Consider the following 15,102-nt stretch of genomic DNA (forward strand, 5'->3'; position numbering starts at 1 on the left):
AAATAATGGAAGCAGATATTTTAGACGGTAAATCAAAACGCGTCCAATTAAATAGTAAACGCCTGGTTAACTGTAATCAGGTAGATGTGAATCAGTTAGTCCCAATTAAGTATAAATGGGCATGGGAACATTACTTAAACGGATGTGCGAATAACTGGCTGCCGACAGAAGTCCCCATGGCTCGTGATATCGCCCTATGGAAATCTAATGATCTTTCTGAAGATGAGCGTCGAGTAATTCTCTTGAATCTAGGCTTTTTCAGTACTGCGGAAAGTTTAGTGGGGAACAATATTGTATTGGCTATTTTCAAGCACATTACAAATCCTGAAGCACGTCAATATTTATTGAGACAGGCATTTGAAGAGGCTGTGCATACACATACTTTTCTTTATATTTGTGAGTCTTTGGGATTGGATGAAGCAGAAGTTTTCAATGCCTATAACGAACGCGCAACTATTAAGGCTAAGGATGATTTCCAAATGACCTTAACGGGGGATGTTTTAGATCCGAACTTCTCGACAGATTCTATAGAGGGATTGCGTCAGTTTATTAAGAATTTAGTGGGCTATTATATCATTATGGAAGGTATTTTCTTCTATAGTGGTTTTGTGATGATTCTTTCTTTCCATCGCCAAAACAAAATGACAGGAATAGGAGAACAATATCAGTACATCTTAAGAGATGAAACTATTCATTTGAATTTTGGTATTGATCTTATCAACGGTATTAAAGAAGAGAATCCTGAGGTATGGTCACAAGAGCTTCAAGATGAAATTGTAGCTCTTATTCAGCAAGCAGTAGATCTAGAAATCGAATACGCTAGAGATTGCTTGCCACGGGGTATTCTAGGATTGAAATCCTCAATGTTCATTGATTACGTTCGTCATATTGCCGATCGCCGTTTAGAAAGAATTGGTTTGAAACCTATTTATAACTCTAAGAATCCATTCCCTTGGATGAGTGAGACTATTGATCTTAATAAAGAGAAAAACTTTTTTGAGACTCGTGTAACGGAATACCAAACTTCAGCAAATTTGAACTGGTAATTTCTATTTAAAATAGTTTTTTAGATGTCTTAGCGACTTTCAGCAACCTCTGAAAGTCGTTTTTTTTATTTAAAAAACCATTTTCGATCCTTTTTTCTTGAAAAGAAAATCCTTAGAGAAAACTAAGATAGCTTTTATAATTTCTTGAGACAGAAGTTCTTATTATTATTTCTAAATGAAACCTCAAGATTTAAAGGTTCCTTTTTTTTGGGAAGAACGTAGTACCAAAATCAAGGACGGTGTCCTCTATATTCCCGATCACTATTTTAAACATGATCAATTCATTATGCCATCGTGGGAGGAGCTTTTTAAGAATGACAATCCTATTTCGTGTGAGCTTTGCTCAGGAAATGGTGATTGGGTAATTTCTCAAGCTCGAAATATGCCACATATGAATTGGATAGCTGTTGAAAGACGTTTTGATCGAGTGAGGAAAATCTGGTCGAAAATGCATAATTTTCAGGTCAATAATTTGCGGATCGTCTGCGGAGAAGCACAAACATTTTTTCGTTACTATCTTAAAAATGAGATTGTACAGCGTATAGTTGTTAACTTCCCTGATCCATGGCCTAAATCTCGTCATCGTAAACACCGTTTATTTCAAGATGAGTTCATGAATGATATTGTTAGGGTGTTGAGAGATTCTGGAATCTTAGTTCTTGCTACAGACGATAAAAACTATCTTCTTGAAGCTATCAAGATCATCAGACAGCATTTACTTCCTACGATGGAAGATCCTTACTATTGCAAGGTATTAGATAACTACGGAGATTCTTGGTTTGAAAGATTGTGGAGATCTAAGGGTCAGGAAATCTTTTATACTGAATTTGTAAGGAAAGTTGGGATATAGCTGACTTGAACAGCTGACCTTCACGATGTCAACGTGACGCTCTAACCAACTGAGCTAATACCCCGAAGTTGGGCATAATGTTATCGAGAAAAGAGTATCTTTGCAATAGGCTTATTGATGTTTAGAGGAATAGGATTACTTCAAGGAAATGTTGTTCGATTATCTCACGAAATTTTTCAAGAGGTTCTTACTCCTGGAGATACTGTTGTTGATGCTACTTGCGGTAATGGAAAAGATTGTTTGATCTTAGCTAGACTACTAAAAGGGAAAGGAAAGCTTGTAGCCTATGATGTCCAAAGGGAAGCTTTAGATAAGGCTTCTCTTTTGTGTTCCAGTTCTCTTTCTCCTTTAGAAAGATCTATTATAGAATTTAAAGAAATGTCTCATGAGTATATCAATGAAGCAGGTGCTAAGTTATTTCATTATAATTTAGGTTATCTTCCAAATGGTAATAAGAGTCTTACTACCCTAGAGACAACAACTCTTATCAGTGTTCAAAAAGCTCTCGATTTAGTGGCTCCTCAAGGTGTGATTACTGTCGTATGTTATCCGGGTCATGAAGAGGGAGCAAATGAGATGGTATCTGTTGAGAGACTCGCGAGTGGATTAGATTCTAAATTGTGGGAAGTAGGATCTTTCTATATTATGAATAGAAATAAAGCTCCAAGACTCTTAATTTTTCGTTCTCTTAAGGTAGACGATAGGGAATAATACGGATTTCTTCTTCTAAGCTAATTCCCTGAGATTTTAATTTATCTCGAACCATCTGGATAAGCTCCTTGACTTCGTAAGAAGTGGCTCTCCCCGTATTCACGATAAAATTTGCATGCTTCGGAGATATTTGCGCTCCTCCTAAAGAAAGGCCTTTTAAACCTGCTTCATCTATCAGTTTACCAGCAGAATTTCCTGGAGGATTACGGAAAATACAGCCCGCAGAAGGTTGTTGGTAAGGTTGAGAGAGTAGTCTATTTTGAAGTAGATCTTTAGCTATCTGTGCAGATGAAATATCTTTTGATATACGGAAGGTTGCAGATAAGATAAATTCGTTATGATTTTGAAAACGTGATTTTCGATAACCGAATTCTAATTCTTCCTTTTGGTATGAAATGATTTCTCCATTAGAATTAATCACTTCGACACTTTCAATTACTGAGGCTGTATCTTGATTGCCAATACCAGCATTCATAAATACCGCACCGCCAACAGATCCAGGAATACCTACGGCAAATTCTAATCCCGAATATCCTGATGTAGAAAGGGTTTTACCTAGAAAAGAAAAAGACATCCCTGAATATACTTTAATAGCGGTCTCTGAGAGAAATTCCTTTCCTTGAATACTATTATATAAGACGAAACCATCAAATCCTTGATCGTCGAATAAGCAATTAGAACCTTTGCCCACAATAATGAAGGGATGGTTTTGACTATGCAAAAATTGAATAACTTGCTGCGCCTCACTTGCTGAATGAATCTCTTTAAAGTAATTCGCAGGACCTCCGATACGAAATGTAGAATACTTACTTAACCAAACACTACGACGAACTGAGAAAGGAAAATGGATGACAGTAGATTCTTTCACGTTTAGGATTCCAGGTAAGTTTAAGATATAGTTAGGTCTAACAACATACTAGTGAAGTTTCTGGATGTGTTTCCGGTATAGATAAACGAAAAATATCATTTAAAACTGCGTGAATAAAAGTACAAGCCTCAATATAGCTGAATTTTTTCACTAGCCTCGTGGCTTCAGCGATTAAAATAGCAGTATTTACAGGTTGACCGTAGAAATGCTCGAAAAGCATTAAACGTAAAACATTTTTCTCCATCAAAGTCAATTTCTCAAAAGAAGTGTTTTTAACTGTTTGAGCAATTAATAAATCCAATTCAGGAGACTTTGCAAGGATTTCTTTTGAAAAACTTAAAGCTGAGAAAGCGTGTTTTTGAGTCACAGCAGTTTCAGACATTAAAAGAGGAACAAGACTTTCTTCAGATGTGGGATCTATACCTAAGGCATAAAGCATCTGCAGCACAATCTCCCGCATTTTTTGTTTGGGGAGGGGACGAGAAATCTTGACGTAAGACCCTAAGGAGCTTTCAGGGGTCAGCGTAGACATTATGACACCAAAACAACGATGATTTATTAGTTATAAAAATACACTTTCAGTTTGCCAAATTAAGAACTTAGTATAGAAAGATGCGAAGTGAGAAAGCACTAAGGTTATATTTTAGAAAGTTTTAAATGCAACAAAAAATCATGGCTTCAGATTTGCCCCTAGAGCAGTTTTTATTAAAAACATTGTAAAGATAAGTTTTGAAAAAATTAAATTTTTCTAAATAAAGAGATAAAAAGTTGATGGACAAAGCACCAGGCAATGGGATTTCAATTGCTTTTCTTTTGAGGATGCTCTAAGATCTTAGCTTTCTTGTCTAGATAAGGGGAAGATTATTTCTATAGATTTTTCCCGTGGCAAGGTACTGGCCTCTGATCATTTAAAGAATCGTGTTAACGAGTAATCGGGATAGAGTGTGGCATTAAATTTAAAAATTAATAGACAGATACGAGCTCCTAAGGTCCGTCTTATAGGTTCTTCTGGTGAACAATTAGGCATACTGAATACCAAAGATGCCCTAGATTTGGCTAGAGAAGCTGATTTAGATCTTGTGGAAGTTGCTTCAAATAGCGAGCCACCCGTATGTAAAATCATGGATTACGGCAAGTATCGCTATGATCTAACAAAGAAAGAGAAAGATTCTAAGAAAGCTCAACATCAAGTGCGTATTAAAGAAGTCAAGTTAAAGCCAAATATTGACGAGAATGACTTTTCTACAAAGCTAAAGCAAGCAAGAGCTTTTATTGAAAAAGGAAATAAAGTAAAAATTACATGTATGTTCCGAGGTCGTGAACTTGCTTACCCAGAACATGGGCACAAAGTTGTGCAAAAGATGAGTCAAGGTCTCGAAGACGTAGGATTCATAGAATCTGAGCCAAAATTAAATGGCCGTTCCTTAATTTGCGTAATGGCTCCAGGAACGGTAAAAACTAAGAAAAAGCAGGACAAAATCAATGCCCAAGATGAAAAGCAATAAGTCCGTTGCGGCGCGTTTTAAGTTGACAGGTTCTGGTCAGTTAAAAAGAACTCGCCCAGGGAAGAGGCATAAGTTATCAAAAAAATCTTCGCAAGAAAAACGCAACCTATCTAAGCAACCTCTAGTAGATAAGGGTCAGGTAGGAATGTATAAGCGAATGATGCTTGTTTAAGGATAAAAGGATTTTATTATGGTGAGAGCAACAGGTTCAGTAGCTTCCAGACGCCGTCGTAAGCGCATATTGAAACAGGCTAAAGGTTTTTGGGGAGATAGAAAAGGCCACTTTCGTCAAAGCCGATCCTCTGTAATGAGAGCTATGGCATTTAATTACATGCATAGAAAAGATCGTAAAGGCGATTTCCGTAGTCTTTGGATAGCTCGTCTCAACGTGGCCTCTAGAATAAATGGTCTATCCTACAGTCGTTTAATTAACGGATTAAAATGTGCTGGGATCGATTTAAATAGGAAAATGCTATCCGAAATGGCTATTCATAATCCAATGGGTTTTGCAGAGGTAGCCAATCAAGCAAAAAAAGCTTTAGAGGCAACTGTTTAGGAAACCAATCTCATGACGATTCAAGAGGAGCTTGAGGCTACAAAGCAACAATTTTGTACTGAATTAAATCAAGTTAACTCTTCAAAAGATCTTTTCGACCTAAAGGTTCGCTATTTGGGAAAGAAAGGTCTTTTTCGTTCTTTTGCAGATAAATTAAGGGAGTGTCCTCCGGACCAAAAGGCTCTAGTGGGTGCTTCCATAAATGACTGCAAAACTTATATTGAGGATTTAATCCGAGATAAAAGTAACTCTATTCTTCTAGAAGAAGAATCCGCAGAATTTCTTAAAGAAAAAATTGATGTTACACTACCGGGAGAACCATGCTGTCCTGGAGGCAAGCACATTGTTAAAAAAGTTTTAGACGATGTTGTGGATATCTTTGTTCATTTAGGATTTTGTGTTCGGGAGGCTCCGAATATTGAAAGTGAAGAAAACAACTTTTCTTTACTGAATTTTGAAGAGGATCATCCTGCTAGACAAATGCACGATACTTTTTATCTAGATACTAAAACAGTATTACGCACACATACGTCCAATGTTCAAGTCAGAGAACTTAGTAAAGGGCAACCTCCTATTAAGGTTGTGGCTCCTGGCCTGTGTTTTCGTAATGAAGATATTTCGGCACGTTCGCACGTTATTTTTCATCAGGTAGAGGCTTTCTATGTTGATCATAGTGTAGCACTTTCTGACTTGACAGAGATGTTGACCGAGTTTTACCATACGTTTTTTGAAAGGAAAATAGAGTTGCGTTTACGCCACAGCTACTTTCCTTTTGTTGAGCCGGGAATAGAAGTTGATGTTTCTTGCGAATGTCAAGGGGTAGGATGTTCCCTATGTAAACATACTGGTTGGCTGGAAGTGGCAGGAGCTGGTATGATACATCCTCAAGTTTTGCGCAACAGCGGTGTTGATCCTGAAATCTATACAGGGTATGCTGTTGGCATGGGTATCGAAAGATTGGCCATGTTAAAACATGGAATTTCTGATATCCGTCTTTTCTGTGAAAACGACCTAAGGTTTTTACAGCAATTTTCTTAAGGAAGAATGGCAGAGCGGTTTAATGCACCTGTCTTGAAAACAGGAGACCTGAAAGGGTCCGGGGGTTCGAATCCCTCTTCTTCCGTTTCTTTTTAGATACCAATCTTTTAGCTTATTCTAGCTTCTCTTTTCTAGTTTTCTTCTCATTTTTATTTATTTATTTTTTTATTTGTTTTTAATTTCTTTAGTTCAGCGTTTTATTAATTATAGTTTTATTTGTCTTCTAAAATTAATTGATAGTTAAATTATTTTTATAATAAACTAATAAAACGATTGTCGAATAATAATCTAATTTTTTGATTCCTTTACGGGGAAGTATGAGAAGATCTTGTTATAATTTTGAAAAAGCATTGGAGCATTTAGAGAAATTAAAAAAGATTTCTTATAGTTCTCCATCATCTTTCATAGAGAACGCTAAACTTGATGACATGTTTTCTGTCGATCATCATGTCGATGAAATGAAGCAAGCGTTGAAGAATATAGAAGATTATCTCAAGAAAGCAGGTGCTTTACCGAAGAGTGAGGCAAATAAGGCATTGCAGGAGTCTAATTTCCTTATTGCTGGTGTCCAGAATGTATTTTCGTTTTTAGAAAGTCGTGAGAGAGAACTGTACCAGAGCTTAGTTCATGACTATTCTGAGTTAAGTAAGGTCTATAGTAAGACACAAGCAAATCTTAGCCGAAAAATCATCAAGGAAGAACAGGAAGAAGATGAGGATTTGGTAGAACGAGAATTAGAAGAAATGCATCAAGAAGAGCGTTTCTTAAATAACCTGGTAGAGGTTAAGCGAGATCGTTCTTACGAACTTTTCTACATGTCTGACGAAGAAAATAAGCGTTTCTATACTGATACGCTTACTCAGATTATTTGTAAGCAAGGAAAAATCCATGAAACAGCTCATGAGGGCGATCCCTTAACGAAAACGCTTTTATGGAATAGTGAAGAACTCCACAATTTAGCTTCCTCATTAGTATTTACTAATGATATGCCTATACGGCTATTTTATCAAAAGGCTCTGAGTGATTTAGAAACAGAGTCTACGGAAAAGATTCATAATGCTGTTATGGGGTTGTTCTTTTCTAGATACGAGGCCACTGTAGTTTCTAATAACCCTAAAAAAGATAATCTCCATTATTTCAATGATTTTCTCTATTTCCTCAGGGATGCCTGGAAGGCTTTGAGTAATAATACTCACGATCAGATGCATTATCGACATTCTCATACGTTAATGTCTGCCTTAAGTAGTGGAATCTTTGAAGGTAAACTCGTATTTATAGAGGCTGCTCGGTACTTATATTTTCATATACATACGAAATTGCAATTAGAAGGGGATAAGAAACCTCTGTCTTCAGGACAATATGTTTCTGAGGTATATGAGGAGTTATATCGATTGCTTTCTAAGTATCCAAATGGGCCGTTATTTAAAGCTATAGACAGAATGCTCGATCCGAGTTCCTCAGTGTTTGATCCTATCATTTTAGGTATGTTTCCTGGAATAGAAGGAACTTTGAAATTAGGAGATAAATCTATAACAGTTATACGATCTCCAAGCCCTATAACACAAAGCTCCATACTGTACGCTAATTGTAATGAGGAATTTATAGGATTTCTTAATGCTAAAGCAGATTTAGGAGAGACTACCTTCATTTTAAACATACAGAATCGTTTATCTAGAAAAGATCGTGCGAGAAGTCGTGTGATAGAAGAGAGCTTAGATAGAATCGATAGAGCATTCATATTTTCATTTCCAGAACCCGAGGATCTTCTGAAAAGCATAGAAAGATTACACGGAGAGCAAGAAACATTTTTTGGATTCTTTTCCGTATTGAAAGAAGAATTTAATAAATCGGGCTCCTTATCTCTTTTTTCTATTCCTAATATATCTAAAGGGCAAATTCATGAATTTCTAGACAACAGTTTATCTGTTTTAAAAGATACCTTTTTCTCTAAGAAAAAGATCTTATTTAAAAATGATAAGCTATTACTTCTGCATATTATTTCCTATCTACTTGTCTTTAAGCTTATAGAAATTATAGATCCAAATAATCTCATAGTTATGTCTAAAGATGGTTTGGATTATGCATCGATATTCATTTCAGGATTTACTTCCTTTGCCGGAGAAGAATCATGGGATGAGCATAGACTAAAATTACTCATGGTAAAAGTTCTTGCACCTACTTTAGTAGCTAGAGACCGTTTGATATTTGTAAATCACATAGAACTAATGAGTAAGTTTCTCAATTGTTTGAGAAAAAATAAACAGAACTTGTCTAATCTCAAACCCTTGTTTAGTTATGATTTAGAGAAATGGGATTTCTCAGATTATCTCAACGAAATTACTGAAGCTTAGCATAAGCATAATTCGTAAATATCGCTAAGGCGAATAGAGGGAATAACATTACAGGTAATATCGGTAAAACACTGCTGTTAGATAATACCATCCCCGCTTTTAAAAAGACGAAAAAGGTGTTTATCGTGCCTAGGGGAACAAGATAGGCAAGAGTTACTGTAGATACACGACTGAACCTTAGACAGAGATAAGCTGAGATAATCATCGCTGATATGCAAGCTAAAGGTGAAATCAGCATATAGTAAAATGTAGATAATAAAGATAAAATGCGCTGAGGGATAGTTGTTGATAGTCCTAATCCTGTGGCATTCCAAGGAATGGCTCTGAAAGATTCTGAAAGACGATTTTTACCTCCAGCTGTGAAAATCTTAGAAAAAGGATTATCATAGAACCCAAATTCAATCTCAGGAAATTCTTTCATATCTGAAAACTCACTGAGCTCCATACTACCAGATTCCGTTTCTGAAAAACGTATAACATCAAGACCAATAGGAAGAGATGGCGTTGTAAACGCTAGTTTTTCCATTGTGTAAATTGTCTTTGGATTTTTAATCCAAAATACTTTGTTAAGAGTTAAAGCTTTTTGTTCAATAGAAGAATATAGTAAGACTGTTTGATCTTTGAGATAGAGAGCAGGAACTTTATCTTGTGCCTTATCTAGTGTTCCACGATCCATATGTTCTTTGGTTGTAGATATTTTCTCACATATAGGATGCAACCATTGAAAATTTGCATATAGAAGTAAGGTGATAATGAAGCTCGAACGAATTAAAGGAGCTGTTAAAGATTTCAATGAGAGTCCTGATGCCTGAAGGAGAAGGACTTCCCGTTTGTTTTGCATTGAAAATAATGTAATCGTCGTGGCTACAGCAACCAGTTGAGGAATTAGAAATTCTGCTTTAAGAGCTATTTGAGATAGATAATATAGAATAGAAAGCTTTAAAGAGGCGCCTGAAGCTAATGAGGTTGTATTTCCTTTGATAGCATGTAGAGAATGATGAATTGAGGCATAAAAAACAAAGGCAAGTACTATTAAAGATAGTAGAGATAGCCAAAATTTAGTTAATACATAACGTTTCCAAATATACATAGTCTAAGCATAGCCTCTGCTTTCTCGATACGCACGGATAGCAAAAACCACCCAAGAAATTACCTGCGGAATAATGAACAACATAAGCGCAGGAAATAGTGTAGTGGTATTTTTGCCAACTATTAATAAAATCAAATCCATCACAGGAAAAATACAATAAAGAGCTATAGATTTACGAAATCTTGGTTTATAAGTCCCTAAGACCATTCCCGAATACGTTAATGTGATACAAAGCAAACCTATGCCGATTCTTCTCAAGGTTTCCGGTAAGTGTGCATGACTGAATGATTGTTTAACAAGCTGCTTCCAAGGTAAATAATCTGTTCGCGTTTTCATGTAAGACTTCCCCGCGAATAATGTTGAAGTGATTTTAGGAATCAACATCTCATCCAAAGTTTCTATGTAGTATTCCTTGGAATTTGAAGAATGTTGGTCTGTTAGTGTGGAAGGAAGCTTTGAAATCATAACAACATCCCTGGCCTGTACAGTATCATTTGCCACATCAGGAATGATAGTTTTGATAATTCCTACATTCGCAATTTCCTTATCTCTTTTTAAAGCAATGATCACATTATCAAATTTACTTTTTGCACAATGGTCAACGGTAATGAAAATACGATTGTTTTCTTTTTTTTGTAGCGTCTGAAGTAGAAGTGTGGGTGAAGTCATTGCCATATTAGCAATTTCTTTACAGGTTTGAAATCGACAAATAGAAGCGAGTTCAGAACATGTATAAAAGTTTATACAACAGATAGCGCAGGAAACCATGAGGACAGGGAAGGTAATAATTCCTTGAGAAGCTCCAGATGCTTTAAGGAAAGTGATTTGGTTGTTATCAGAAAGACCTCGAAAAAGCGCAAAAGCTGAAATAAAACAAGAAATAGGAAGAATGAAAGGCAATAAGTAGGGAATCTGATAAGCTGTTAGTCGCAAAACTGTTGGATAGGGAACGTCTTTTGCTATATAACTGACGATTTCTTGAAGAGAACTAATAATAGAAATACAGATAAGACTAAGCGTACAAAAAGTAACGGTTTTTAAATAACGGAAAATTAAGACTTTCCATAAAATAGGCATAGTATACCTGATATCAGGAGTTCTTCAAGTTTAAGGATAATATGACAGCATTTCTTCAAGTCAATAGGCCTTAACTTATTTGTAATGAAATTTACACGGACATGTATTTAGATTATGTTATCCTGTCTACTCAGAAATGATAAGCGATTAGAAGTTTTTTTTTCTGCTTTAGATATGAAAAAAAGCTACTTACTTGCTTTGTCAGGAGGAAGTGATTCATTATTTCTTTTATATCTCCTTAAGTCTCGAGGAGTCTCTTTTACCGCAGTCCATGTAGATTATGGATGGAGAGAGTCTTCTTATCGTGAGGCTGAGGAACTCAAAATTAGATGTGAAGAAGCAGGTGTCCCTATTATTGTAGATCATGTGCCTCCGGAATGTAGAACTTCAAAAGATCCAGAAAATGCTGCCCGGCGCTATCGTTATGCATTATTCCATAAGGTATGTAAGGAACAAAATCTTTCTGGGATATTTTTAGCTCATCATGCTAATGATCAAGCTGAAACTGTATTAAAACGTTTATTAGAAGGGGCATCCTTAAGCAATTTAAAAGGCATGACTCAGGAAACGTATTACGAAGGTATTCCGCTTTTCAGACCCTTATTGCACATCCCTAAACAAATTTTAGTGAACGCTTTAGATGAAGAACATATTCCTTATGTTCAAGATGTAACCAATACCGATGAACGTTATTTGCGCGCTAGGATGCGTAAGAAGATATTCCCTTGGTTAGAAGAGATTTTTGGTAAGAATATTACACAACCTCTATTGACATTAGCTCAAGATTCTGAGGAACTTTCTTCTTACATGAAACTGCAAGCCGAGCCCTTTCTTGAAAATATTCAAAAAGAAGACGCAACATGGTCTATTGAAATTCCTAAAGCATTGGTGGAACAAGTTTTTTTAGCAAAATGGGTTTGTAAGGAATTCTTTCTTAGGGCTGGGGTAGTTGTCTCAAGGCATTTCTTGCAAATGATTTATGATCATCTACATCGTAATTTGCCAGCGCAAATGCGACTTCGAGATAAAAGAGTGATCGTAAAAGCTGGGGTAGTAATGATAGAATAGAAAGTATATAATGATGATTCTCATTGTATATTCGAAGATGATGAGTAGTAGGTCATTGTATATACAGTGTTTCATATTTTTTTTATTTTATAACTAGGTTTTATAAACAAAATAATAAAAAATATGCTATATTAAATAATTACCTGTCTGATTGATTAGCTTAGTTGTGTAGTTTATGTCTAAAGATAAAAAAATGAAGCCCGAATCGAAAAAAAATTTTCCTACGGTATTTTTTTTCCTTCTATTTGGTGTAATCTTCGGCGTGATCGCTGTTCAAAATTTTTTAGTCGCCAAGAAAGCCCGGGTCAGTTTTAGCCATCAGCTAGAGCATTTAGTAAACTTAAAATTGATTTATCCCGAAGATAGCCGAAAGATTGCTCTGAATGATAATTTAGTTTCATTTAGTGGACGTTTTCGTGAATCTCCAACAGCTGAAAGTCAGCTACGCTATCATTATTTAGAGTTGATAGATCAAAGACATCAATTAGAATTTGATCTTCAAGAAATAAATAAGAGTTTAGATAACCTCTCAAAAGAGGTGGAGAGCTCTGTTTTATGGTTTTCTGCGATTTCCGGATCACCTATTCCTGAAACAGGATATTTGATTTCTCCTAGTGTGGAATTAGGAAAATCTTCTTTAGCAGCTCTTGTAGTTCAAGGTTCAAATAATTTCCAAATTATCAATTTACGTTCTTTAGAGCAGCGTTATCAAACTCTTCCTAGATCTAGTGAAAGTCTACGTACATTTGGTTCAGATTTATATGAACTTATTGGAAAGTATTTATCTCCAGCTTTAGGTGTGGGTTCTGAGAGTTTAAAACGTGAGCTAAAAGATCTCTATCAACAAGTGGAGCTTTCTCTAACACAATCGATGGATGCTGAGCAGCTTGGTATTCTTTATCAGAAAGTTTTAGGTTCTTTACAGAGAATTTCTTCATCACTGGCTTTATCTGATAATGGTGAGCGTTTTGGTCAGTTGCGTTCAGTACGTCTGTATCGTGAAGAACGTAGTAAATATGAGAAACTTGTCGAAGATAGTCAGATCAATCAAGCGCAGTTGGATAAGCTTCGAGGAGAACTTAGCCAGGTAGTTTGGTATTTCAATAATCAGGAATTATCTTCTCGGGCTTTAGAAAAACAAGATCCTGAAGTATTTGCTCATTGGTTTTCTGGAGCGAAACAAGAGTGGGAAGGTTTTTCTCATAACCGCACCTTAACTTTTAAGGCTCCTGATCAGCCACGTAATTTGGTATTAGAGAAAACATTTAAAAGTGAAGAGCCTGCTCCGCATTATATAGGATACCTGTTTACATTTTTACCCATTATCCTTGTGCTTGTCTTTGTTTATTTCGTCTTTTCCAGACAAGTACGTGGTATGAATGGCTCTGCGATGTCGTTCGGAAAATCTCCCGCACGTTTGTTAATGAAGGGACAAAATAAAGTTACCTTTGCTGATGTTGCGGGTATTGAAGAAGCTAAAGAAGAGCTAATAGAGATTGTAGACTTTCTAAAAAATCCTACGAAGTTTACGAGTTTAGGGGGAAGAATCCCTAAAGGTGTATTATTAATAGGACCTCCTGGAACAGGAAAAACATTGATAGCCAAAGCAGTTTCTGGGGAAGCGGATCGACCATTCTTCTCGATAGCGGGTTCAGATTTTGTAGAGATGTTTGTTGGGGTCGGTGCCAGTCGTATTCGTGATATGTTTGAGCAAGCTAAAAGAAATGCTCCTTGTATCATTTTTATTGATGAGATTGATGCTGTAGGTCGTCATAGAGGCGCAGGTATCGGTGGTGGTCATGATGAACGAGAACAAACATTAAACCAACTACTTGTTGAGATGGATGGTTTTGGTACGAATGAGGGTGTTATCCTTATGGCTGCAACTAACCGTCCTGACGTATTGGATAAGGCGTTATTACGTCCCGGCCGTTTTGACCGTCGTGTGGTTATGAATTTACCTGATATTAAAGGTAGATTTGAAATCCTAGCCGTACATGCTAAGAGAATCAAGTTAGATCCTACTGTAGATCTTATGGCGGTAGCACGAAGTACCCCAGGAGCTTCTGGAGCTGATTTAGAGAACTTATTAAATGAAGCAGCTCTTCTTGCTGCTCGTAAGGATCGTACTGCTGTGACTGCTGTAGATGTTGCAGAGGCTCGTGATAAGGTTCTCTATGGTAAAGAACGTCGTAGTTTAGAAATGGATGCTGAAGAAAGAAAAACAACAGCATATCATGAATCCGGACATGCTGTTGTAGGTCTTTGTGTGCAACACGCGGATCCTGTGGATAAAGTCACGATTATTCCTAGAGGTTTATCTTTAGGAGCAACACATTTTCTTCCTGAGAAGAATAAGCTTAGCTATTGGAAAAAAGAACTTTTCGATCAGTTAGCTGTTTTGATGGGAGGACGTGCTGCAGAGGATATCTTTTTGGGAGATATTTCTAGCGGTGCTCAACAAGACATTTCTCAGGCTACAAAATTAGTCCGTAGTATGGTCTGCGAATGGGGAATGAGTGAACAGTTGGGTACTGTAACTTATGACGAACGTTCCGATGCCTCTACGGGTTATGGATCCTATCATGAGAAAAGCTACTCAGAAGAAACAGCAAAAGCTATTGACGGTGAATTAAGAGCATTATTAGATGCTGCTTACCAGCGTGCTTTAACAATTATTAGAGAGCATCGAGATGAAGTAGAGCTTATGACTCAGATGTTGATTGAGTTTGAAACTTTAGATGCTAAAGATGTTAAAGAGATCATGGATCATACATGGGATCCTGAAAAGAAAAGAGCGCGTCTGAAAGAAGAAGGGATGTTATTCAAGAAAGTATCTGATGATTTGCCTCCGCCACCACCTCAAGAAGATGCTATGAAAGATGGTACATTAAAACTAAACAATACCACTACTTAAGCTGGTTTTTGAATTTAGCAAGACA

At 36.5% G+C, this 15,102-nt stretch carries 14 protein-coding genes and 2 tRNA genes; 11 read left to right on the top strand and 5 right to left on the bottom strand.

All coding sequences use genetic code 11. From position 1 onward, the window contains the following. Positions 1 to 5 precede the first annotated feature (5 nt). On the top strand, positions 6 to 1,046 hold the full coding sequence (locus tag O6937_RS04450; protein ID WP_332390457.1) for a ribonucleotide-diphosphate reductase subunit beta: 1,041 nt from the start codon (positions 6 to 8) through the stop codon (positions 1,044 to 1,046). Positions 1,047 to 1,221: 175 nt separating this feature from the next. After that, positions 1,222 to 1,896 (top strand): tRNA (guanosine(46)-N7)-methyltransferase TrmB, encoded by a 675-nt coding sequence (gene trmB, locus O6937_RS04455; protein WP_332390458.1) that lies wholly within the window; start codon positions 1,222 to 1,224, stop codon positions 1,894 to 1,896. Here the strand turns inward: trmB and O6937_RS04460 are convergent. Beyond that, positions 1,887 to 1,960 (bottom strand) — tRNA-Val (locus O6937_RS04460). The genes trmB and O6937_RS04460 overlap by 10 nt on opposite strands. A 53-nt stretch (positions 1,961 to 2,013) precedes the next feature. On the opposite strand from O6937_RS04460, the gene O6937_RS04465 reads away from it, so the two are divergent. Further along, on the top strand, positions 2,014 to 2,607 hold the full coding sequence (locus O6937_RS04465; RefSeq protein WP_332390459.1) for a class I SAM-dependent methyltransferase: 594 nt from the start codon (positions 2,014 to 2,016) through the stop codon (positions 2,605 to 2,607). On the opposite strand, the gene murB is transcribed toward O6937_RS04465, so the two are convergent. Then, a complete protein-coding gene (murB, locus tag O6937_RS04470; protein ID WP_332390460.1) occupies positions 2,585 to 3,475 on the bottom strand; it encodes a UDP-N-acetylmuramate dehydrogenase in 891 nt (296 codons plus the stop codon). The genes O6937_RS04465 and murB overlap by 23 nt on opposite strands. 37 nt (positions 3,476 to 3,512) lie before the next feature. Continuing rightward, positions 3,513 to 4,007 carry a transcription antitermination factor NusB gene (nusB, locus tag O6937_RS04475; RefSeq protein WP_332390461.1) on the bottom strand — a complete coding sequence of 165 codons (495 nt, stop codon included), beginning with the start codon at positions 4,005 to 4,007 and terminating at the stop codon, positions 3,513 to 3,515. A gap of 412 nt (positions 4,008 to 4,419) precedes the next feature. On the opposite strand from nusB, the gene infC reads away from it, so the two are divergent. The 6 genes from infC to O6937_RS04505 all read left to right on the top strand — a co-directional run bounded on the left by infC (position 4,420) and on the right by O6937_RS04505 (position 8,925). Next, on the top strand, positions 4,420 to 4,980 hold the full coding sequence (gene infC, locus O6937_RS04480; RefSeq protein WP_332381646.1) for a translation initiation factor IF-3: 561 nt from the start codon (positions 4,420 to 4,422) through the stop codon (positions 4,978 to 4,980). Beyond that, positions 4,958 to 5,152, top strand: a complete 195-nt coding sequence (rpmI, locus tag O6937_RS04485) for a 50S ribosomal protein L35 (RefSeq protein ID WP_011006725.1) — start codon at positions 4,958 to 4,960, stop codon at positions 5,150 to 5,152. The genes infC and rpmI overlap by 23 nt, the downstream gene beginning before the upstream one ends. Before the next feature lie 18 nt (positions 5,153 to 5,170). Beyond that, positions 5,171 to 5,536 carry a 50S ribosomal protein L20 gene (rplT, locus tag O6937_RS04490; RefSeq protein WP_332390462.1) on the top strand — a complete coding sequence of 122 codons (366 nt, stop codon included), beginning with the start codon at positions 5,171 to 5,173 and terminating at the stop codon, positions 5,534 to 5,536. 12 nt (positions 5,537 to 5,548) lie between these two features. After that, positions 5,549 to 6,574, top strand: a complete 1,026-nt coding sequence (pheS, locus tag O6937_RS04495; RefSeq protein ID WP_332390463.1) for a phenylalanine--tRNA ligase subunit alpha — start codon at positions 5,549 to 5,551, stop codon at positions 6,572 to 6,574. Beyond that, a tRNA-Ser gene (locus tag O6937_RS04500) sits at positions 6,575 to 6,659 on the top strand. A gap of 232 nt (positions 6,660 to 6,891) precedes the next feature. Then, the gene (locus O6937_RS04505) at positions 6,892 to 8,925 is read left to right on the top strand and encodes a calcium-binding protein (protein WP_332390464.1); all 2,034 of its coding nucleotides are present in this window, start codon (positions 6,892 to 6,894) and stop codon (positions 8,923 to 8,925) included. Here O6937_RS04505 and O6937_RS04510 read toward each other — a convergent pair. Together O6937_RS04510 and O6937_RS04515 are read right to left on the bottom strand one after the other, a co-directional pair. After that, the gene (locus O6937_RS04510) at positions 8,912 to 10,015 is read right to left on the bottom strand and encodes an LptF/LptG family permease (RefSeq protein ID WP_332390465.1); all 1,104 of its coding nucleotides are present in this window, start codon (positions 10,013 to 10,015) and stop codon (positions 8,912 to 8,914) included. The two genes, O6937_RS04505 and O6937_RS04510, sit on opposite strands and share 14 nt — an antisense overlap. A gap of 3 nt (positions 10,016 to 10,018) precedes the next feature. Further along, positions 10,019 to 11,092: an LptF/LptG family permease gene (locus O6937_RS04515; protein ID WP_332390466.1), complete on the bottom strand. Its 1,074-nt coding sequence runs from the start codon at positions 11,090 to 11,092 to the stop codon at positions 10,019 to 10,021. A gap of 114 nt (positions 11,093 to 11,206) precedes the next feature. Between O6937_RS04515 and tilS the strand changes: the two genes are divergently transcribed. Both tilS and ftsH read left to right on the top strand, forming a co-directional pair. Continuing rightward, on the top strand, positions 11,207 to 12,160 hold the full coding sequence (gene tilS, locus O6937_RS04520) for a tRNA lysidine(34) synthetase TilS (RefSeq protein WP_332390467.1): 954 nt from the start codon (positions 11,207 to 11,209) through the stop codon (positions 12,158 to 12,160). A 175-nt stretch (positions 12,161 to 12,335) separates the two neighbouring features. Then, on the top strand, positions 12,336 to 15,077 hold the full coding sequence (gene ftsH / locus O6937_RS04525) for an ATP-dependent zinc metalloprotease FtsH (RefSeq protein WP_332390468.1): 2,742 nt from the start codon (positions 12,336 to 12,338) through the stop codon (positions 15,075 to 15,077). Positions 15,078 to 15,102 lie beyond the last annotated feature (25 nt).

Source organism: Chlamydia sp. 04-14, from assembly GCF_036632095.1.
Taxonomy (GTDB): Bacteria; Chlamydiota; Chlamydiia; order Chlamydiales; family Chlamydiaceae; genus Chlamydia.